This window comes from Metabacillus sp. SLBN-84 (assembly GCF_053629595.1).
Genome location: NZ_JBRJIP010000001.1, coordinates 3,269,906 through 3,290,816 on the forward strand (window position 1 = coordinate 3,269,906; position 20,911 = coordinate 3,290,816).

At 44.4% G+C, this 20,911-nt stretch carries 20 protein-coding genes; 3 read left to right on the forward strand and 17 right to left on the reverse strand.

Going from position 1 to position 20,911, the window contains the following annotated elements; genetic code table 11:
* Positions 1-3 precede the first annotated feature (3 nt).
* The 9 genes from RKD52_RS16720 to RKD52_RS16760 all read right to left on the reverse strand — a co-directional run bounded on the left by RKD52_RS16720 (position 4) and on the right by RKD52_RS16760 (position 10,183).
* Positions 4-750: a YjbA family protein gene (locus tag RKD52_RS16720; RefSeq protein ID WP_369732216.1), complete on the reverse strand. Its 747-nt coding sequence runs from the start codon at positions 748-750 to the stop codon at positions 4-6.
* Positions 751-1,068: 318 nt separating this feature from the next.
* Entirely contained in the window at positions 1,069-1,986 is a 918-nt protein-coding gene (opp4C, locus tag RKD52_RS16725; protein ID WP_454100597.1) for an oligopeptide ABC transporter permease, read from the reverse strand.
* Positions 1,987-1,999: 13 nt separating this feature from the next.
* Entirely contained in the window at positions 2,000-2,950 is a 951-nt protein-coding gene (locus RKD52_RS16730) for an ABC transporter permease (protein WP_454100598.1), read from the reverse strand.
* A gap of 176 nt (positions 2,951-3,126) precedes the next feature.
* On the reverse strand, positions 3,127-4,776 hold the full coding sequence (locus tag RKD52_RS16735) for a peptide-binding protein (RefSeq protein ID WP_454100599.1): 1,650 nt from the start codon (positions 4,774-4,776) through the stop codon (positions 3,127-3,129).
* Between the two features lie 108 nt (positions 4,777-4,884).
* Positions 4,885-5,901, reverse strand: a complete 1,017-nt coding sequence (locus tag RKD52_RS16740) for an ABC transporter ATP-binding protein (RefSeq protein ID WP_454100600.1) — start codon at positions 5,899-5,901, stop codon at positions 4,885-4,887.
* On the reverse strand, positions 5,898-6,884 hold the full coding sequence (locus RKD52_RS16745) for an ABC transporter ATP-binding protein (protein WP_369732211.1): 987 nt from the start codon (positions 6,882-6,884) through the stop codon (positions 5,898-5,900). Before RKD52_RS16745 ends, RKD52_RS16740 begins: the two co-directional genes overlap by 4 nt.
* A gap of 203 nt (positions 6,885-7,087) precedes the next feature.
* The gene (locus RKD52_RS16750; protein WP_454100601.1) at positions 7,088-7,873 is read right to left on the reverse strand and encodes a DUF2268 domain-containing protein; all 786 of its coding nucleotides are present in this window, start codon (positions 7,871-7,873) and stop codon (positions 7,088-7,090) included.
* Between the two features lie 103 nt (positions 7,874-7,976).
* Positions 7,977-9,215, reverse strand: coding sequence for a beta-ketoacyl-ACP synthase II (gene fabF / locus RKD52_RS16755; RefSeq protein ID WP_454100602.1), 1,239 nt, complete (start codon positions 9,213-9,215; stop codon positions 7,977-7,979).
* Positions 9,216-9,250: 35 nt separating this feature from the next.
* Entirely contained in the window at positions 9,251-10,183 is a 933-nt protein-coding gene (locus tag RKD52_RS16760; protein ID WP_454100603.1) for a beta-ketoacyl-ACP synthase III, read from the reverse strand.
* Positions 10,184-10,346: 163 nt separating this feature from the next.
* Between RKD52_RS16760 and RKD52_RS16765 the strand changes: the two genes are divergently transcribed.
* Positions 10,347-10,607: a hypothetical protein gene (locus RKD52_RS16765; protein ID WP_454100604.1), complete on the forward strand. Its 261-nt coding sequence runs from the start codon at positions 10,347-10,349 to the stop codon at positions 10,605-10,607.
* Between the two features lie 36 nt (positions 10,608-10,643).
* Here the strand turns inward: RKD52_RS16765 and RKD52_RS16770 are convergent, their stop codons facing one another.
* The 4 genes from RKD52_RS16770 to RKD52_RS16785 all read right to left on the reverse strand — a co-directional run bounded on the left by RKD52_RS16770 (position 10,644) and on the right by RKD52_RS16785 (position 13,583).
* Positions 10,644-10,829, reverse strand: a complete 186-nt coding sequence (locus RKD52_RS16770) for a ComZ family protein (RefSeq protein ID WP_029282655.1) — start codon at positions 10,827-10,829, stop codon at positions 10,644-10,646.
* Between the two features lie 13 nt (positions 10,830-10,842).
* Positions 10,843-11,793: a BMP family ABC transporter substrate-binding protein gene (locus RKD52_RS16775; RefSeq protein WP_454100605.1), complete on the reverse strand. Its 951-nt coding sequence runs from the start codon at positions 11,791-11,793 to the stop codon at positions 10,843-10,845.
* A 114-nt stretch (positions 11,794-11,907) separates the two neighbouring features.
* Positions 11,908-12,765 carry an NAD-dependent epimerase/dehydratase family protein gene (locus RKD52_RS16780; RefSeq protein WP_454100606.1) on the reverse strand — a complete coding sequence of 286 codons (858 nt, stop codon included), beginning with the start codon at positions 12,763-12,765 and terminating at the stop codon, positions 11,908-11,910.
* 89 nt (positions 12,766-12,854) lie between these two features.
* A complete protein-coding gene (locus tag RKD52_RS16785) occupies positions 12,855-13,583 on the reverse strand; it encodes a hypothetical protein (RefSeq protein WP_454100607.1) in 729 nt (242 codons plus the stop codon).
* Between the two features lie 201 nt (positions 13,584-13,784).
* Between RKD52_RS16785 and RKD52_RS16790 the strand changes: the two genes are divergently transcribed.
* The gene (locus RKD52_RS16790; protein WP_454100608.1) at positions 13,785-13,970 is read left to right on the forward strand and encodes a DUF2929 family protein; all 186 of its coding nucleotides are present in this window, start codon (positions 13,785-13,787) and stop codon (positions 13,968-13,970) included.
* A gap of 68 nt (positions 13,971-14,038) precedes the next feature.
* Here RKD52_RS16790 and RKD52_RS16795 read toward each other — a convergent pair whose 3' ends face one another.
* Positions 14,039-14,218 (reverse strand): YjzC family protein, encoded by a 180-nt coding sequence (locus RKD52_RS16795; RefSeq protein WP_029282665.1) that lies wholly within the window; start codon positions 14,216-14,218, stop codon positions 14,039-14,041.
* A 140-nt stretch (positions 14,219-14,358) separates the two neighbouring features.
* Between RKD52_RS16795 and RKD52_RS16800 the strand changes: the two genes are divergently transcribed.
* A complete protein-coding gene (locus RKD52_RS16800; protein WP_454100609.1) occupies positions 14,359-15,174 on the forward strand; it encodes an undecaprenyl-diphosphate phosphatase in 816 nt (271 codons plus the stop codon).
* Between the two features lie 94 nt (positions 15,175-15,268).
* Here the strand turns inward: RKD52_RS16800 and argF are convergent, their stop codons facing one another.
* The 3 genes from argF to RKD52_RS16815 are packed head-to-tail and all read right to left on the reverse strand — an operon-like array spanning position 15,269 to position 20,329.
* Positions 15,269-16,219 carry an ornithine carbamoyltransferase gene (argF, locus tag RKD52_RS16805; protein ID WP_454100610.1) on the reverse strand — a complete coding sequence of 317 codons (951 nt, stop codon included), beginning with the start codon at positions 16,217-16,219 and terminating at the stop codon, positions 15,269-15,271.
* Positions 16,219-19,296, reverse strand: coding sequence for a carbamoyl phosphate synthase large subunit (locus RKD52_RS16810; RefSeq protein ID WP_454100611.1), 3,078 nt, complete (start codon positions 19,294-19,296; stop codon positions 16,219-16,221). Before RKD52_RS16810 ends, argF begins: the two co-directional genes overlap by 1 nt.
* A complete protein-coding gene (locus tag RKD52_RS16815) occupies positions 19,289-20,329 on the reverse strand; it encodes a carbamoyl phosphate synthase small subunit (protein ID WP_454100612.1) in 1,041 nt (346 codons plus the stop codon). Before RKD52_RS16815 ends, RKD52_RS16810 begins: the two co-directional genes overlap by 8 nt.
* Positions 20,330-20,911: the final 582 nt, after the last annotated feature.

A 20,911-nucleotide genomic window follows, 5' to 3' on the forward strand; every position in this document is an offset into this window, starting at 1 on the left:
GTCTTAATTTACTTTTGATTCATGCTCCATATCCCACAGTTTTTCAAAAAAGGGCTGGCCTTTAATCAGGTTTTCTGTAAGAATCATGTGTTTTGGGCTCCAGCCTGAAACAGTCTCATTGTAAAGCTTTTGCCACACATCCTCAAAGCTCAGGTCCTGAATGGTTTCGTACATAGACGGATTCCACTCTGTATACCAGTATTTCACTTCAGCTGCATTCTTTGTTGACTGAAGCTGATCCAGGGCCATAAACAGCAGCTGCTTAAGCTGTCTCTCCTTGCGGGTAAGCCCGCTCATTTGAGATGGACTTGGCGAGAGGATGTGAAACTCTTTTTCAAGAATTTCTGCCTCGTATGTATATTCTTCAGCTTCTACATCTTTTATCATTTCATATACCAGCTGTTCCTGCCTTGGAATGAGACGGCTTTTGCGGACGGGAATACTGTAGCCGATTGTATCAACGGCAAGAATTCCTTCGCCGTCTGTAACGACAAAACAATAATCAAGCTGAATCCGCTCATGATTTTTTCTGATATATGCCTTTTGAAAGGCGTCCTTCAGCAGTCCCTGTGGCAGTTCCGACAAATCATTTTCAATATAATGGAATAAAACTGAATTTACTCTGAACAGAGGAACCTGGTCTAAAAGCTCAACACTGTCGTCTTTTCTCCATTCGTGAAAATGACACACATTGTACCCGTTTTCTTCACCCTCGAACCAATTCACCCATACATCATGAAGAAACAACATTTCTTACCCCTCACTTCCGATGCTTTTGTCTTTCAGTATAGGCAGGGAAAAGAAAATATATTCCATTTCGTTCATTTTATGGTTGTTTTCTTTCGACAAATTCCAAAAGCGGAAGCGCCAAGACCCGCTCCGATAGGCAGATAAGAATCCGACAGAAAAGTCCGGGTTTAACTTTTTTGTCGGATTTGTTCTGACAGAGGATCTAGGCGCTGTAGCTGGTCGTTGTTACTTTGTTATGTGTTCCAACGCCTTTTACACTTCATTAATTCCTTTACAATAAAAAATAGCCAAGAAACAATGTCTTGGCTGTTCTTCTTGTTATTCGTTTACTTTTGGATCCAGCGCGTCTCTTAACCCGTCCCCTACAAAGTTGAAGGCAAGAACTGTCAGGAGAATTAATGAACCCGGCAATAGCGGGTACCAAGGCGATGTCAGCAGAATGGTGAAGTTCTGTGCATCCTGCAGCATATTGCCCCAGCTTGCTGTCGGAGGCTGAATGCCAAGACCAAGGTAGCTGAGCGTTGACTCAGCAAGAATAACTCCGCCTACTGAAAGGGTAGCAGAAACGATGATCGGCCCAATCGCATTCGGAAGAATGTGCGAGAAAATAATCTTAAAGCTTTTCGTTCCAATTGTCTTAGAAGCGAGAACGAACTCGCGTGTGCGCAGCGACAGGAATTCACCGCGGACAAGACGCGCAGTTGTCGTCCACCCAAGTACGGCAAATATGATGATCAGCTTGTCTACACCCGGTTTAAAGATTGTTACAAGAGTGATCAGAAGAAAAATTTGCGGGATAGAAAGAACAATATCCACAAATCGCATTAGAATGGCATCAATGATGCCTCCAAAATAACCGGCAATTGCTCCAACAACCGTGCCGATTGTGATGGAACCTAGCACTGAAGCAAACCCGACAAGCAGGGATACTTGCGCCCCGTAAAGCAAACGCGTCAGCAAGTCGCGTCCAAACCGGTCTGTTCCAAGCAAATTCTCAGCTCCGCCCGGCGGAACTAATTTTTTCGTCAAATCCTGTGTCTCATAAGCATATGGTGCAATGACAGGTGCCAGGAGTGCTGCAGAGATGATAAAGATCAGGAATGCAGCACCTGCAACAGCCAGTTTGTTTTTGGCAAACTTTCTGAAGAATATTTTTGTTAACGTGTCAGGGTTCGCTTTGATTCCGTGAACCGCCAGCTGACCAGAAGTTTCCGGTGTCAGGTTAGTTTGTGCCATTGTGCTCCCCCTCCTAGTACTCGATTCTCGGATCGAAGATTGCGTAAAGAATGTCAGCAATTAAGTTTCCGATGACGACAAAAACAGCTGAAATAACAGTTAACGCCATAATAACCGGATAATCACGCTGGAATGCAGAATCGATGAAAAGAAGTCCAATTCCAGGCCATGAGAAAATCTTCTCAACAACGACAGCTCCTCCGATAAAGGAAGGAATCATCAGACCGAAAATTGTGATGATTGGAATCAACCCATTTCGCACGCCGTGTTTAATAATGACTTTCGATTCTTTAAACCCTTTTGCACGGGCAGTTCTCATATAATCCTGCTTAAGGACGTCGAACATGCTTGACCTTGAATACCTCGTCAAGCCCGCCATATCGGCAGAGGCAAGAACAAATGCAGGCAGCATGAGATGGTGAATCCTGTCCCATATGCTGAATTCGGCATTCAAGGTTGAGGTTCCTCCGGTCGGGAACCAGTTGAGCTGCACGGCAAAGACCATGATCAGAATAAGACCGAGCCAGAAGTTCGGGGTAGCCAGTCCAAGGAAAGAAGTGACAGATACAGTGTAATCAACTTTTGTGTAAGGTCTTGCTGCAGAGATGATGCCAAATGGAATGGCAATGATCAGAGCTAGAACAGTTGAGACAACCATTAGCAATAACGTATTCGGCAAACGGTTCATAATCATTTCGCTTACAGGCACACCCTTACGGATAAGCGATGTACCGAAGTCACCCTGCACCATGCTTCCAAGCCATTTCAAATACTGAATGTGAACAGGATCATTTAATCCGTATTTCTCCATAAATTTTGCTTTATCAGCAGGGCTGATGGTCGGATCCATCAAAAGTGTTGTCGGGTCTCCAGGCGCAAGTCTGATAATCGCAAACGAGATAATTGTAATACCTAACAATAAGGGAATAGCCATCAATGTTCGGCGGACGATATAAGTAAGCACAGCTAGATCTCCCCTTTCCTTCTCAATTTTCTATAGGTAAAAACAGGGTCCAAAAACAAACAGACTCGTTCAATTTTCAAATTCAATCAGAATGTGCAAATTCTGCTTCATAAAAACAAGGGAAGGGATACTCCCTTCCCTTTGCACGTTTCCTGAAGTGTGTCAGTAATCAGTGATTACTGTTTTAACCACCATTTGTGGACATTGTAGTATTCAGACTTCGCGTTAAACTCGTAGCCTTGAAGATTTTCAGGCATTACGCGGTGAACGTTTGGATAGTACAGGAATGTGTATGGCTGGTCTTCAGCAATAAGCTTGTAGATGTCAGCATACTTTGTAGCATACTCATCTTGATCAAGAATTTGTTTCGCTTCTTCCATTAACTTGTCTGCTTCTTTGTTTGTGTAATCAGTCATGTTTAAGCCTTCAGCAATTTGGCTTGAGTGGAAGATGTCATATTGATCAGGGAAAGTAGACAAGCTCCATCCTAAGATCATTGCATCGAAATCCCAGTTTGGTGCAGAAACCTGCTCGATGAAAGCAGAGAACTCGATGATCTCAGGCTTAACTTCGATACCGATTTCTTTTAATTGCTGCTGTACAACAACCGCGATATCTTCACGGATTTTGTTACCTTGGTTCGTTTTTAGAGAGAATGAGAATTTCTTGCCGTCTTTGTCAAGAATGCCGTCGCCGTCAGTATCTTCCCATCCTGCTTCTTTAAGCATAGATTTTGCTTTTTCAACATCATAATTGAACTTTGGCACATCGTCGCTGTATGCGAAAGAAAGCGGGCTCTCAGGAACGTGAGCTACTTCACCGTCGCCGTTCATAACAGATGAAACCATAGCGTCTCTGTCAAGAGCCATTGTTAGAGCCTGGCGTACTTTAACATCTTTGAAAAGGTCGTTCTTTTGGTTCCAGCCGATGTAAGTGTAAGAAAGACCTAAGCCAGACTCAACTTTTACGCCGCTGAACGTGCTTTTTACTGTTTCAATGTCAGTACCTGGTACTTCTGTGAATTGAACATCGCCAGCTTGAAGCTGTGCAAGAAGCGCATCCTGGTCAGGAACGATTTTGTACGTGATTGAATCAAGGTATGGCTCGCCAAGGAAGTAATCTTTGTTCTTCTCAACTTTTACATATTCTCCGTCTTTCCACTCAACAAATTTGAATGGGCCTGTACCGATTGGAGATTTTGTGTTGAATTCGTTCTCGCCAAGCTCACCCACTGGAACTTTTCCAAGGATATGCTCAGGAAGGATTCCGTAGCTTAGAGAAACAGGGTAGAATGAAGCATCTTTCTTGTTAAGCTTGAATTCTACTTCAAAGTCGCCTTTTTTAGTTACTGTTTCTAAAGATTCAAAACCAGATCCGCGCTCACCGACATAGTCAGGGCTTTTAGGGATGCCGTATGTAAATACTACGTCATCTGCAGTAAGCTGTTCGCCGTCGTGGAATTTAACATCTTCTCTGATTTTTACAGTGTACGTTAAACCGTCTTCAGACACGTCGATTTTTTCAGCGAGGTGCAAAGTCGGGTTGAACTCAGTGTCAGAAGACACAAGTCCGTCAAAGATGAAGCCTTCGATATCAGAGCTTGAAGCATCTGTAGAATACATTGGGTTAAACAATGTTGGTCCGCCAATCGTTCCAACTACCAAATCTCCGCCCATTTGCGGTTCGCCGGCATCTTCAGCCGGTTTTTCTTTGCCGCCAGAACCTGAAGCAGGTTTGTCGCCCGCGCCGTTGTTGCACGCAGCAAGGAACAACGAGAATACAAGCAGTAAGCTAAGCAGTGTAAATAAACCTTTACGTTGTTTCACTTCGTATTTCCCCCTTAGAAAATTTTTAATTTTTAGACTTCTTGACTGACAAGTTATGGCTTCTGCCATCTCCCCCCTTCAAGAGTGTGATGTATGCTGATCTTGCCATCAATAAAGATGGCAAGCAACAAAGTGATTTTTCTTTACTTCTTTAAATTGAGGAACGGCTTCGCGGCAGGCGCTTGTAGCAGCCGGACATCTTGTATGGAAGACGCAGCCTTGCGGAGGATTTGCCGGGCTCGGCAATTCTCCCTTCAGGACGATGCGCTCCCGTCTTGCCATACCTGCTTTTCTAGGAACCGGAACGGCTGAAAGCAGTGCTTGAGTATAAGGATGCAGCGGCTCAGAGTAGAGGCTGTTTTTATCAGCAAGCTCCATCATTTTGCCGAGATACATCACTCCGACACGGTCGCTTATGTGCCTTACAACACTCAAGTCATGCGAGATGAACATATAGGTCAGGTTAAACTCATCCTGCAGATCTTCTAATAGATTAATAATCTGTGCCTGAATCGATACATCAAGCGCCGACACAGCTTCATCTGCAATGACCATCTGAGGATTCAGGGCGATTGCCCGCGCGATCCCGATTCTCTGGCGCTGCCCTCCTGAAAATTCGTGAGGATAGCGGTTGATGAAGGAAGCATTCAATCCTACTTTTTCAAGCAGCTCTTCTACTTTTTCGGTTCTTTCTTTCCCTCTGTAAAGATTATGGGTATTCATCGGTTCTTTAATGATGGAACCTAATGTTTTTCTCGGATTTAATGAAGCAAACGGATCCTGAAACACCATCTGAATATTTTTCCGGACGGTTTTGCGGAGCTCGCTTTCGGGTAAATTAGTGATATCCTGTCCATCGAACAGAATTTTTCCGCCGGTTGGCTCATACAGACGGATAATCGTCCGCCCTGCAGTAGATTTTCCGCAGCCTGATTCACCAACTATTCCGATGGTTTCTCCCTTTTTAACAGTCAGGTTGATTCCATCTACGGCCTTTACATACCCTGCAGTTTTCTGAAGAATTCCCGATTTGATCGGAAAATGTTTTTGTACATCTATCAGCTGAAGAATCGTTTCATCGTTTTTCAGCTGCGCTGTCTTTCTTTCTGCATCTGCAACTTTCATTGAACGGCAGCCTCCTCGTCATCATATAAAAAGCACCGGACAGAGCGATGAGCTGAATGCTGCGTCAACTCAGGAAGAGCGCTGAAACATTTATCAAATGCTTTTGGGCATCTTGGTGCAAACCTGCAGCCTGCAGGAAGATTATCCGGTGTAGGAACGTTGCCCGGAATCGAATTCAGCTTCTCAATATCACCGTCTATTGAAGGAATCGAAGCCATGAGCCCCTGTGTATAAGGGTGAAGCGGTTCATCAAACAAATCTTCTACGGACGCTTCTTCAACGACCTGACCGCAATACATAACTACTACTCTCTCGGCTATTTCAGATACAACGCCGAGATCATGAGTGATTAAGAGAATACTAGTATCAAATTTCTGGCTGACATCTTTCATCAGATCCAGAATCTGTGCCTGAATGGTAACATCCAGTGCCGTTGTCGGCTCATCCGCAATCAGGAGCTTCGGATTGCAGCTCATCGCGATCGCAATCATGACACGCTGGCGCATTCCTCCTGATAATCTGTGCGGATAATCATGAATAATTTCATCCGCCCGGCTGAATCCTACTAATCTTAAAAGCTCAATTGCTTTTTTGACAGCCTGGTTTTTAGGAAGCTTCTGATGATACATCAGCACTTCTGTAATCTGGTCGCCAATGGTCAGAACAGGATTCAGGGAGGTCATCGGCTCCTGGAAAATCATTGAGATGTCATTTCCCCGCACCTTGCACAATTCCTTTTCGGATAGCTTGGCCAAATCCTTTCCGTTTAGCAGAATCTCTCCATCTACTATCTTTCCTCCGGGACTTGGTACGAGCCCCATAATGGAAAGAGATGTAATACTTTTGCCCGATCCCGATTCCCCTACAAGTGCAACCGTCTCGCCTTTATGTATCTTCAAGTCAACGCCGTCCACAGCAGGAACAGCTTGCTTCTTTTTGTAAAAATATGTTTTCAGATTCTTAACTTCCAACAGTACTGACAATACCCTTCACCGCCCTATGATGTAAAGAATTTCCTTATCAATTATATAAATCATCTTAACTTTTTGTAAACATTGAATAGTCAGAAAATATATATTTGTATAGTATTACAAAAGTTTTACAAAAGCAAGCGAATTTTTAAAATATTGTAACTTTATTATTAAATTACTGTCTTTACTAGGAAAAAATACCAACAAAAAAACCCTTACTTGGGTTTAATGAATGACTTATTAACTATTTCGTCTGACGAAACAAAAAAGAGATCTGTCATGTTTATTTTTGTCTTTTCCATGTAATCCTTCACAATCTGATAGCCTGCGGCATATCCCAGCATCTTTGGATAAAAGCCTGTTCCGAACATGATTTGGGTGAACTTTCTGGAATCGCTTTTCAGTTCAAGATTCGGTTTTAAGATTTTCTCATAAAAAGACTGAACCTGATCCTTCGAATAGCGCTTCGTCCAGGATCCTGCATACTCTTCCCCCATTCTCACCCTGACTGCATTCTCTGCCATGCCCTCAAGAATGACCGCATCCATCAGCGTATAGTCCCTTTCCTTTTTCGGGTCTTTTGCAAGCCTGCAGACATGATGATATTCATGAGTCAGGATTGTCTGAATTTCTTTTTTGCTGTTGTCCGACAAAAACAGAAAGAGTTTATCATGAAAGGCAAGACCTGATTTCCCTCCAAATTCATCGCGCATTTTTCTGTTGGCCGCATCAGCAGGCAGGATGAATACCGGCACATCGGGACCTGACCATTCCTTTTTGAGCAAGGCTTCATCCGCCCTCACAATGTCCCACACCTTGTTTTTCTTCAAATCTGCAAGCAGCAGACCACCCGTTTCTTCCCCTTTGTACATACCAAAAGAATGCAAATAGCCGCTGATTTCCCTTGTGCTGTTTTTATGAAAGTACGGCTTCATCCGTCCGCAAATCTTAAGATGATCGGTTGATTCTTCGAGCCATTCATTTGTCTTGATTACAGTCATAAAACATCCGCACTCCCCTCTGCGGTATCTTATGAAGAGGCGGGAGGGAGGGTGAAAAACGAAATAAAAATGCCTCTTTTCCGAGAAAAAGAGGCATTTAAAATCATTGATATTTTTTAAAGATAATCGTTGCGTTATGTCCGCCGAACCCAAGTGAATTGCTCAGTGCAACATTCACTTCCGTTTTTCTTGCCTCGTTTGGAACGTAGTCAAGGTCACATTCCGGGTCCTTTTCATGAAGGTTAATAGTTGGCGGAATGATGCCTTCTTTGATGGCAAGTATGGAAAGAATCGCTTCAACTCCGCCCGCTGCTCCAAGCAAGTGCCCTGTCATGGATTTTGTGGATGAAACGGCAAGCTTGTATGCGTGCTCTCCGAATACTTCTTTAATGGCAAGCGTCTCAAATTTATCATTATAAGGAGTGCTTGTGCCATGGGCATTCACATAGTCAACGTCCTCCGGAGACAGGCCGCCGTTTTCAAGCGCCATTCTCATCGCGCGCACGCCGCCTTCTCCTCCAGGTGCAGGAGCCGTAATATGATGGGCATCGCCTGTTGCTCCGTAGCCCACGATTTCAGCATAAATAGGTGCTCCGCGGTCGAGTGCATGCTGCAGCTCTTCAAGAACAAGAATACCTGCCCCTTCTCCCATGACAAATCCGTCGCGGTTGGCATCAAACGGTCTGCTTGCTGTTGCCGGATCCTGATTTGTGGAAAGGGCTTTGCTTGCGCTGAAGCCGGCAAACGCCATCCTTGTAATCGGTGCTTCTGTTCCGCCTGTGATCATCACATCTGAATCACCGCGCTGAATAACTTTAAATGCATCACCAATTGAGTTTGTGCCTGTAGCACATGCTGTTACCGTACATGAGTTAAATCCTTTTGCTCCTAAAGCAATCGACACCTGGCCTGCTGCCATGTCCGGGATCATCATTGGAACAAAGAATGGGCTGACGCGTCTCGCACCCTTTGTCAGCAGTGTTTCAAACTGATTTTCAAAGGTTTCCATCCCGCCGATGCCTGACCCGATCCATACTCCAACACGAGGTGCAATCTCATCTGTAATTTCAAGCTGTGCATCTTTAACCGCCATAAAAGACGCCGCTACGGCATATTGCGTGAAACGGTCCATCTTTCTTGCATCTTTTTTATCCATATACTTCTCAACATCAAAGTCCTTGATTTCTGCTGCCACTTTTGCAGGGTAATCAGCAGAATCAATCCGCGTCAGCGGGCCGACACCTGATACCCCTTTAATTGCATTGTCCCAAGTGGACGCTGCATCGCTTCCAATTGGAGTAATGGCTCCAAGTCCAGTTACAACAACTCGCCTGTTTGTCATCTGTATACACCCTGCCTTTTTTATAATTTGAAAGTTTATCTGCCCCAGCGCATAGCAATGGCGCCCCAGGTTAATCCGCCGCCAAAACCTACCATGACCACAACGTCTCCGTCCTTAACCGTCCCTGCCTCAATTTCCTCGACAAGTGAAATCGGAATGGATGCTGCTGAGGTGTTTCCATATTTATGAACCGTTTTTGACATTTTTTCAACTGGAAGCTCAAGACGCTCTCTCGCTGCTTCCATGATCCGAATGTTTGCCTGATGCGGAATTAAGAAGTCAACATCCTCTTTTTTAAGGCCCGCTTTTTCAATGACATTCACACTCGATTCACCCATCTGCCTGACGGCAAATTTAAAAACTTCTCTGCCGTTCATCACAATTTTTTCATCCTGATATAAATGTTTTCCGCCAGATCCGTCTGAGCCAAGTTCAAAAGAAAGAAATCCTTTTCCTTCTGATACGCTGCTGACAACAGCCGCTCCGGCACCATCTCCGAAAAGGACGGCTGTATTGCGGTCATCCCAGTCTGTAATTTTTGAAAGTTTTTCAACACCTACAACGAGCACATTTTTATAAGCGCCCGTTTCAATGAACTGCTGAGCTGTAATCAGTCCGTACATAAAGCCAGCACATGCCGCGCTCAAGTCCATGGCAGCTACTTTCCTTGCCCCGAGTTTTTCCTGCAGCATGCATGCAACCGTAGGAAATGGCTGATCGGGGGTCACAGTGGCCACTAAAATCATATCCAAATCCTCTGCAGTCAGTCCAGCGTTTTCAATCGCTTTTTTAGCTGCATAGTAAGCCATATCGGAAGTATCCATATCATCTTCTGCAAGACGGCGTTCTTCAATACCTGTCCGTGTGCGGATCCATTCATCGGATGTATCCATCACTTTCTCAAGATCAGCATTTGTTACAGTACGGTCCGGAGTATACCGTGCAATCCCAATAATTCCAGCACTCATATATGCAGCTCCTTTTTCGCTTGTTTTTAGAATCAATTATTATTACCTGGTACTAATTTTATCGTATTCTTTTCAAAATTTCAATCCAAATCTGTGCGTTTGCCTCGCTCCGCTTTTGAATCAGAACATACACTGTCAGTAAGGAAAACTAAGAGAGGTGTTTATGTTGAGCGAAAAAAGGCAGTCGGATGAGTCCGGAGATTTTTTCAACTCCTTCATGTTCGGCGATAGACGTGAGGTGCGCACAGAGCAGGAGGAAACAGAAAAAAGGCCCGCTCTTGATGAGCAGGAACCTCAGTCCGGAACCGATTATTTTAGCATTTTCATGCAGATTGATGACATTATGGACTCGATAAAAGAATTAAAGCCGGTAGTAAAAGAGTTTTCACCTATACTGGATTATTTTAAACAGAAGCTCAAATAAAAAAAGCGCAGCTTATCTCACCGGCTGCGCTTTTTTTTATTTACCTGCTTCATTTTTTCCAAGTTCGTATGCATCGTTCATGACTTTCGTTAAAAGCTCCATCATCGGCTGAAGGTGTTCAGCTCTGATTTCAATTCCTGCTTCATCGAGCTTTGCTTTTGCCTCGGGAAGATATTTCATGGCAATCTGCATAAATTCAAGCGTTTTTGTATCCTGGCTCATTCTAAGTTCTCCTTTACAGCTGATTTGGCAATTTGTCTGTTTGCCGGTAGGTTTCAATTTGCTGCTCTACTTTCTCCTGAAAGGCTTTATCGACTTTCGGACTGTATGTACCCATTTCAATCACGTTATCCTGAAAATCAAAATAGAGATTTCCGCTGGCCAGTTCCCCGGCCTGGTATTTCTCTGCGACAAGCTCATAAAGCCTGTCCACATGCTGAATCGTGCTGGTCAGAACGGTAGTTTCTCCAAGGTCTGACTGGTCGGACACATAGCCGATGGCATACAGGCCTTTTTCTTTCATTCTTTCGATTACAGGTACATTATAGCCGTCACCTGCCGGATATACAACATCCACGCCTTCGGCAAGCATTTCATCTGTATAATTCAGAGCTGTCCGCACGTCATCCCAGCTCTCGACATATTGAATCTTCACTTCAACATCAGGGTTTTGATAAAATGCCCCTTCATAAAAACCGTCAACTTCCGGCTGCCATTCATACGCAGCAACAATTCCCACTTTGTTGGTACTCGTCATTTCCCCGGCGATCATGCCCCCAAAAAACCCCATGGCATTCGCATTGAAGTTGAGGCTAGTCACATTCTCTCCATCTGCATCACCATTGAAAAAAACAAACCGGATATTTTCATATTCTTCATTCAGCCCTTCAAAATAGGCTTCATATTCGCTTCCATGGCCAAAAATGAGATTGACTCCTTTGCCGCTCATCTCATTGACGGCTTCTCTCACCGCATCTTCATTATTCATGCCTTCTTTATAAAAGACTTCGGCCCCGTATTGCGATTGTATTTTCAAAAGCCCTTTGTATCCTTTCGTTCCCCAAACCTGATCGCTGATCGTATCAGGTACAAGCAAGCCTACTTTTTCCAGCTCATTCTGACGGGGTTGTCCGCATCCAGCCAGAAAAAAAAGGCACATCGCGAAGAGAATACTTTTCTTCAGCATGGCAAGCAGCTCCTTTAAGCTTGTGCTAGTCTAGATTCCTCTATATTTTAGACTGTATGACTCATTCGGCACAAGGATATATTTCCCAATAAATAAGCAAATGGGAGATTTTATCTAAAGGGACTGAAAAATATAGAGGTTTTGTCTGATCCACTCGGTTTGGGCGCTTAATCCATCTTTTAGCGAAACAGTGCTGCGCACGGTATATTTTATGTCCTCTGAAACTTTGCAGGCGACCCCGCTTTCCTTTTTTTCATTCAAAAGCACTGCAGCCTCTCTCCACTGATTTTCTTTACCGGAAGACAAATGAATGGTATCTCCTGTAAATGTTTCAGGCTTAGACAGCTCAATCAGGGCATTAACGGCATCTTCAATGTAAAGCAGGTCTCTTCTTTCCTCTTTTTCATCTTGAACAGGGCTCCCGCCAGTTAAGGAAGCAACAATGCGTTTATGAATGCTGCCCGAATTGGGCTGCCACGGACCGTAAAGACCTGGAAACCGGATGATTTTCAGCAGATCTGACTGTTTAAATAGCTTTTTCAATGTCTGTTCCTGCTTTAAATGAGCTGCTCCATTTATCGTTGTCGGAGCTGGTACTGTGTTTTTATCAATGACAAGCTGATTCTCACCGTATACTTCCATCGATGAAATTAATACTAGAGGGATTTTGTGAGTAAGTGAAAGAGAAGCACACTCTTTTAGAAGATTTTCATGAATCCTGCTTTCTTTGTCGGCAGGATCCTGAATGCAGCAGAAAATAATATCAAGCTCTTTTTCATCCGGAACCGAATCCACGCTTTGAAACAGAGCATTTCTCCCGATCATCATCAGCTTTTCTTCAGCGACTCTCTGTTCGAGTTCATCCTCATAATGATTGCTGATGCCATCAACACATACGCCCTCTTCAAGCAGCCTGCTGCAGAGGGAAAAACCGACAAACTGCAGGGTTCCCGCAATGAACGCTTTTTTCATGTTACGAATCCTCCTTATAAGAGCGTTATAGTAATCGTATGCTTAAAAACAGCGCAAAAGAATCGTTCCTGATGCAGGAACGATTCCGGCTACAAATTTTTTTCATTTTCTTTAAAAAACTTCACGACCGAATGATGCAATCTGTATTGATTGTCGGCAAGATGGAACGTGAGATCGATCGGATTTCCATGCTTGCTTCTGTGCTCCTCATACATTTTGCTGTGGTCCTGATAAGGGTAAGTGATGCTGTTCATCCGCTGCCAAATATGAACCGGTATGTCTGCTGTATCAAAGCTTTCATCAAATGTCATGCTCCCTGCCTCTTTTGGGTCCTTGTCATACGCAAGGGCTATTTCGCGGGAAAGCCGTTTGTAGAAAAATTTGTTCTCTCTCTCTTTTTCAAGGTGGGCGCTTAGATTCAGGCAGGGATTAAACATGGCAGCAGATCTGATTTTATCGCTTGATTTCATAAGTTCCTTTGCAACAAGCGCGCCCATTCCCTCGCACAGAATGTGAACACGCTCATTTAAGATTTCTTTTTTCATGACTATATGATAAATCCTCATTGCGAGCTGCTGTGCTTTCGGACTTCCCCAATTTGCCCCGTACAAATTGGACGTAAAGACCGTATAGCCTGCTTCGAGAAGTACGCCAAGCAGCTGATTTCTTCCATAATGCTGAAGCCAGAAGCTTGTTTGCGAATCCACGAAATGAGTTTTGTCCCCGAAGATATAGACCCCGAATCCATTCGGCTGATACGGATAATGAATAATTGTCCACTCGGAATCAAGCTGAAAAAAACGTTTTGTAATGCCCATCTTTGCCCACCTCCTTTCAATCGTACTTTGAACTTCTATACAACGTATGTTCACTTCTTATAAAACGAATGGATATATACCCAGTCCGGGCATCCATTAACGTTCATCAAATGGTCACGTTCAGCAGAAATAAAGCTTTTATTCCTCAATCTATGTATGATAATATGGACATAGAATTGTTTGAAGAATGAGGTGAACAGATTGCGCTTTTTTTGGACTTTTTTCTGGACGTTTTTATTAATACAAATGATGGTATACGTTGTTGCTTCTATGACAGGTGTCGCCTATAGTTTTGTTACTGCTTCTATACTCGCTGTAGCTGTAACCGTTGTCATCCTGATTTTGGGTGAAGTTGTTCCTGACAAATCGGCAGAGGGACATCATTAATACCTGACTTCGACTCTGCATGCAAAAAACCCTACTGAAAACAGTAGGGTTTTTTGCATGCACAGCTGTCAAGGTTTGCGCTGGTACGTCCATTCACGGTCGTCATTTGACGTTTCCGGAAAATGGTCTCCTGCCTGAAGCTTTATTTTACGGGGATTTTTAACCATTGAACCTGTCTCCCCAATTTCTACATACACACCGTTATTAGGTGCTTTTTGGCCAGATTTAAAGCGGTGCTGCTGCCCCAAATTGATTCCCTCCTTCAAGGTTTCATACATCTGTAGTATGGTTTAAACGAGGTCAATCCATGTAAATTCCCGCTTAAGTTTGCCTTTACACCCTCTTTCACCTGTAGTTAAATAGAGGAGTGAAACGGAGGATTTACTTTATGGAAGACTTTTATTTAATACTGAAATATTTACTGCTGGGGCTGTTTCAAGGTTTTACAGAGCCAATCCCTGTATCATCCAGCGGACATCTGGTGTTCGCCCAGCACTTTCTTGGCTTGAAAATTGAAGGACTAAGCTTTGAACTCCTTGTCAACGCAGCCTCACTGCTTGCTGTTTTGCTTATCTACCGGGAGGATCTGATTCGGCTGACTGTAAATGGCGCAAGCTACGCAGCAAACAGAAATCCGGAGAATAAAAAAGATTTTCAATTTATTCTATATTTGATTATTGCTACCATCCCTGCCGGTGTTTTCGGAATTCTATTCAAGGATGTACTCTCAAGCAAAGATGTCAGGCTTGCTGCAGGATCCCTGATTGTAACGGGTATTGCCCTTTATTTAATCCGAAATCTGCGGGGCAATAAAAAAGACGGAGATTTGACAGTAAAGGATGCTGTCATAATCGGTTTTGCACAGGCTGGAGCCCTGATACCTGGAATCAGCCGTTCAGGAGCTACCATCGTAGCAGCCATGGCTCTCGGTACAAAACAGGAAACAGCTCTTAGATTTTCATTTCTTTTGTTTATACCTGTCAGTGCAGGCGGAATGATCCTTGGCATCAGCGATCTCTTGGCAGATGAACATTTTAAAGAGCTCATTATGCCATATGCAGCAGGCTTTGCAGGATCGCTCATTATGTCCTATTTTTCACTGAAGTGGTTTATGGGCATTATGGATAAAGGAAATCTGAAATACTTTGCTTATTACTGCTTTATTGTAGGACCGGTTATTTTGATTTTGACTCTTTTTTCTTGAAACAGGAAACACCCCTGAATAAAACCGTTCAGGGGTGTTTTGTTTGTATGGGCGATTTAACTTGAATCGCCGCCGGCAAAATGATGGAATTTTTTTATCCAGCAAGAATCTCCTTCAGCAATGCTTTTTGCACGTGCAGCCGGTTTTCGGCCTGCTGGAAGACCGCTGACTGGCTGCCGTCAATGACTTCCGCTGTCACTTCCACGCCTCGGTGGGCCGGCAGGCAGTGAAGGAAGCTGCTGTCCCGCTTTGCGCCTGCCATGAGCTTGCTGTTGATTTGGTATCCCTTAAAGGCGGCAAGACGGATTTCATTTTCTTCTTCCTGCCCCATACTCGTCCAAACATCTGAATAGACGATATCGGCACCCTGCACTGCTTCTGCAGGATTCGTGACAGCTGTGACAGCTGCTCCGGTTTGTTTGCACACCTGCTGAACTTTTTTCATGACTTCAGGATCCGGCCCATACCCTTCCGGATGAGCAATGACTGCATCCATTCCAACTTTTGCACATGCGATAAGCAGGGAATGGGCAACATTGTTTCCATCACCTATGTAGGCAACCTTTGTTCCTTTAAATGTCTTTTTCAGCTGGAGGATGGTCATTAAATCAGCGAGCGCCTGGCAGGGATGATACGTATCGGTCAGTCCGTTGATGACCGGAATCGATGCGTGGCGGGCAAGCTCCTCGACTTTTTCATGTTCAAATGTCCGGATCATAATAGCATCCACGTAACCCGATAAAACCTTAGCCGTATCGGCAATGCTCTCGCCGCGTCCAAGCTGCAGATCATGGCTGCTTAAAAACAGAGCATTCCCTCCAAGCTGCTGCATGCCTGCTTCAAATGAAACACGGGTGCGGGTTGATGATTTTTCGAAAATCATCGCCAGGATTTTGCCTGAGAGCACCGACTGAACCGGATTTTTCTTCATCTCCATGCCCTCGTGTATGATATGAAGAATTTCTTCGGTTGTATAATCAAGCAGGGTCAGACAGTCTCTCCCAAAGAAAGAGGACTTAGGCCGGGCAAGTTTCACTGAACTCATCACGCATTCACTCCTGTTCGTGTTAATTCTTTTATTGAGTACACCTTGTAATCTGGCGCCGCCTGCAGATACGCGGCCAATGTTTCCCGATTTGAAAACACTTTAATTCCTTTATCCAATGCTTTAAGTCTTAGATCTGCTGATTGTTCCTTCATCAGACTCACAAGCAAACCATTGCGGACATTATCGGCCCATTCATCAAAATCCTCTGTGACAGCTGTCATTCCGGCGTTTTCAATCTGAGTGAGAAGCTGCTGATCGAGCGTATCCAAAAACACACTTGTTTCCTTACCGCCTTCTTCATCAAATACTTTGCCAAGTGCCTCTTCAATGGTCGGTGCCAGACACATGCCTTCTCCGGTTGACCGCATTTCAGGTCCAAGCAGCAAATCAACATTCTGAAGGGCATGGCTTGAGAAAACAGGATATTTTACAGCTACATACTCTTTTTCTTCTATTGAATCATGGGAGAGCATCTTTCCGTCAAGCGCTTCAGCGGCAAGACGGATCATCGGCACATCCATCACTTTGCTGACAACAGGTGCAGTCCGGCTTGCCCGCGGATTGACTTCAAGTACAAAGAGCTCATCCTCTTTTATTAAAAATTGAATATTCATCATGCCTTTATATTGAAGCTTCTGCACGATTTTCAGAGCTGCTTCATGCATTTCTGCTTTAAGTTCTGCACTAATTGATCGGGAAGGAATAATCGCCATGCTGTCACCTGAATGGACTCCTGCAGGCTCTATGTGCTCCATAATTGCCGGAACGAAAATGCCGGTTCCATCAGCCACTAAATCAAGCTCTGCTTCTTTTCCGATTACATAGCGGTCGATCAGCACAGGAAACGAATGCTTGCCTGCTGTTTTCAGCTGTTTTTGAAGCTGCTCTTTTGTTTCCAGAACGAGCATTCCTTTTCCGCCAATCACATAAGACGGTCTGATCAGAACCGGATAGCCGATCTTCTCAGCTTCCGCGAGCGCCTCTTCCTCGTGATGCGCTGTTGCTCCAGGAAGATGGGGGATTTCAAGCTCGTCAAGTAGGTGATAAAACCGTTCACGTTCTTCAAGAATATCAAGGGTTTCTGAGTCTGTCCCAAGGAGAAGCGCTCCTTCGGCCTCAAGTGCGGCAGCCAGATTGATTGCCGTTTGTCCGCCAAACTGCACAATCGTGACATCAATGCCCTCAGCCTCGATTACGTTCATCACGTGTTCTACTGTCAGTGGTTCAAAATAAAGACGGTCTGCGGTTTCAAAATCCGTGCTGACGGTTTCCGGGTTGTTGTTGATCATAATGGCTTCATATCCAAGCTTTTGCAGGGCTTTGATTCCCTGAACAGCACTATAGTCGAACTCGACCCCCTGCCCGATCCGGATGGGGCCGGAACCCAGTACAAGTGCCTTCTTCTTTTTCGGAGAAGCTTCTTTTTCAAGCTCGCACTCACCAAAGTACGCAGAGTAATAATAGTTCGTTCTCGCTTCAAACTCTCCTGCGCATGTATCCACCAGCTTATATTTAGCAGTTATGCCGAATGACTTTCTCACCTTTGACACTTCCGGTTCTTTTACATTCAGCAAGTGGGCAATATATGCATCTGAACAGCCCTTTTCCTTGATGCGGGTGAAAAACTCGCGTGTCATTGTATCAAGCGAAGAAGTCTTCAGCTGCTGTTCGAGCTCGATAAGTGAGGAAAAGATGTTCAGAAAATAATAATCAATGCCGGTTTCTTCATGAATAACATGGATGGTTTCGCCTCTTCTCAAAAGCTCCATGATGGCAAAAAAGCGCTGATCGGTAGCGTATTTCAGCAAGCTCAGAAGCTCCACATCCGAAAGACCGGCCGTATCTTCATGCCAGATTCCAATGTTTCCGAGCTCCAGGGAAGCTGCTGCTTTTTGAATGGCTGCCTCCAGGTTCCGTTCAATTGACATCACTTCGCCCGTTGCCTTCATTTTTGTGCCCAGAACACGGTCCGCATCTTTAAACTTATCAAACGGCCATCTCGGAAATTTAACCACTGCATAGTCAAGTGCAGGTTCAAAGCTTGCAAACGTTGATTGTGTCAGCGGATTCTTCAGTTCATCCAGCGTATAGCCGCAAGCAAGCTTAGCAGCAAGTTTGGCAATCGGATAGCCGGTTGCTTTCGATGCAAGAGCTGAGGAACGGCTTACACGCGGATTTACTTCGATGACATAGTATTGTTTGCTTACAGGATCAAGCGCAAATTGAATGTTGCATCCGCCGATTACTTCAAGTGCTGAAATAATTGTGAGTGATGCGGAGCGGAGCATTTGATACTCATGATCGGTCAATGTCTGAGACGGGGCAACAACCATAGAATCACCGGTATGAATGCCGACCGGGTCGATGTTTTCCATATTGCACACCGTTATGCACGTATTTGAGCGGTCTCTCATCACCTCATATTCAATTTCCTTAAATCCTGCAATGCTCTTTTCAACGAGGCACTGATGAATGGGACTCGCATTCAGCCCGCTTTTCATCAGCTGCATCAGCCTTTTCTCATTCTCTGCAATTCCGCCTCCCTTGCCTCCGAGTGTATAGGCTGGGCGGACGATAATCGGGTAGCCGATACTTTCTGCAAAAGCGAGTGCTTCCTTTGCGTCTGTCACGATCTCACTCGCCGGCACGGGCTGATTTAATTCATACATGAGCTTTCTGAATTTCTCCCGGTCTTCCCCTTTTTGAATCGAATCGACGCTTGTTCCGAGCACTTCCACCTGATATTTTTGAAGAATGCCTGCTTCATGCAGTTTTACCGCAAGATTTAATCCTGTTTGTCCTCCGAGCGATGCAAGCAGGCCGTCCGGCCGTTCTTTTTCAATAATTTTTGTGAGACTTTTCACCGTCAGAGGCTCAAAGTAAATTTCATCAGCGTACTCATGATCCGTCATGATTGTAGCGGGATTGTTATTCACAAGAATGACTTTGTAGCCTTCCTCTTTTAACGCGATGCATCCTTGCGTTCCCGAATAGTCAAATTCTGCTGCCTGACCGATGATGATAGGTCCTGAACCAATTACCAAGATGCTTTTAAGATCATGTCGTTTAGGCATATACCGTTTCTCTCCTTGTCTTTTTCACCATTTCCAAAAACTCGTCAAACAAGTATTCACTCTCTGCCGGTCCCGGATGTGCCTCCGGATGAAACTGAACGGACAGGATTGGAAGCGACTTATGAAGCATGCCTTCCACTGATTGATCATTCACATTCAGAAACCGGACCTTAAACGCTTCTTGATGCGACGTCACAACATAGCTGTGATTTTGGGAGGTCATGAACACCTTCCCCTTAACCTGATCAGCAACCGGATGGTTCGCGCCCCGGTGGCCAAACCGCAGCTTCTTCGTATCTCCGCCGTATGCAAGGGCAATCAGCTGATGGCCAAGGCAAATACCGAGTGACGGGTAGTCTTCCGTCGCTTTCTTGATCCCCGGCAAATACATGGCAAGGCTCTTCGGATCTCCTGGTCCATTTGAAAAAACAACGGCATCCGGCTTTACTGAGCTAAGCTCATGTAATTTTGTATAAGGAATCACCGTCACTTTGCAGCCCCTCTTTAAAAAGGAAGCCCCAATGGATTTTTTAAACCCGAAATCAATAAGGGCAACATGGACATCCCCATCGCCTGCTGTTGTCAGGGTTTCATTGATGCTCGGCAGCTGTTTTTCAGGAAATATAGAAAGATCTTTTTTTTCGGCTGAAAGCTCTGCTTTCATCGTTCCGTGCTTTCTGATCTGTTTGACGACAGACCTTGTGTCCACATGGCTGATAAACGGAACATTCCATTTGCTCAAGTACTCCTTCACGCTGTAAGCTGCCTCGTAGTGGGAAAAATGCTCGCAGCATTCATAAAAGACAGCGCCTTTAATCTGAGGTCTCTCACTTTCAAAGTCTGAAGCATTAATTCCGTAATTTCCGATTAGCGGATACGTAAAGACGATAATCTGATTTTGGTAGGACGGGTCTGTCAGCACCTCCTGATAACCGGTCATGCCGGTATAAAAAACGATCTCGCCCCCGATGTGCGCGCCGGTTAAATTTCCTTTATAGCTTGTGCCGTTCTCAAGAAGCAGGTAACCGCTCATGTTCCGTTCACCTCGAAATGAATTTTTATATAACTTTGAGTATATTTATGCATTGGTGTGTAAAAAAAATTTAGTGTGGTGATGGTTGGTGCCATCAATCCGGGTCTTGATGTTCAGTGCTATCAATACTGGTTTTTTGTTCGTTGATGGCTCTATTCTCGATGTTCAGTGCCATCAAATCTGATTTTCTGTTTGTTGGTGGTTCTATTCTTGCTGTTTCGTGCCATCAAACCTGATTTTCTGTTTGTTGATGGTTCTATTCTTGATGTTTCGAGCCATCAAACCTGATTTTCTGTTTGTTGATGGTTCTATTCTTGATGTTTCGAGCCATCAAACCTGATTTTCTGTTTGTTGGTGGTTCTATTCTTGATGTTCAGTTCCATCAAACCTGATTTTCTGTTTGTTGGTGGTTCTATTCTTGCTGTTTCGTGCCATCAAAACTGATTTTCTGTTTGTTGGTGGTTCTATTCTTGATGTTCAGTTCCATCAAAACTGATTTTCTGTTCGTTGATGGTTCTCTTCTTGATGTTTAGTGCCAACAAATCTGATTTTCTGTTTGTTGATGGTTCTATTCTCAATGTT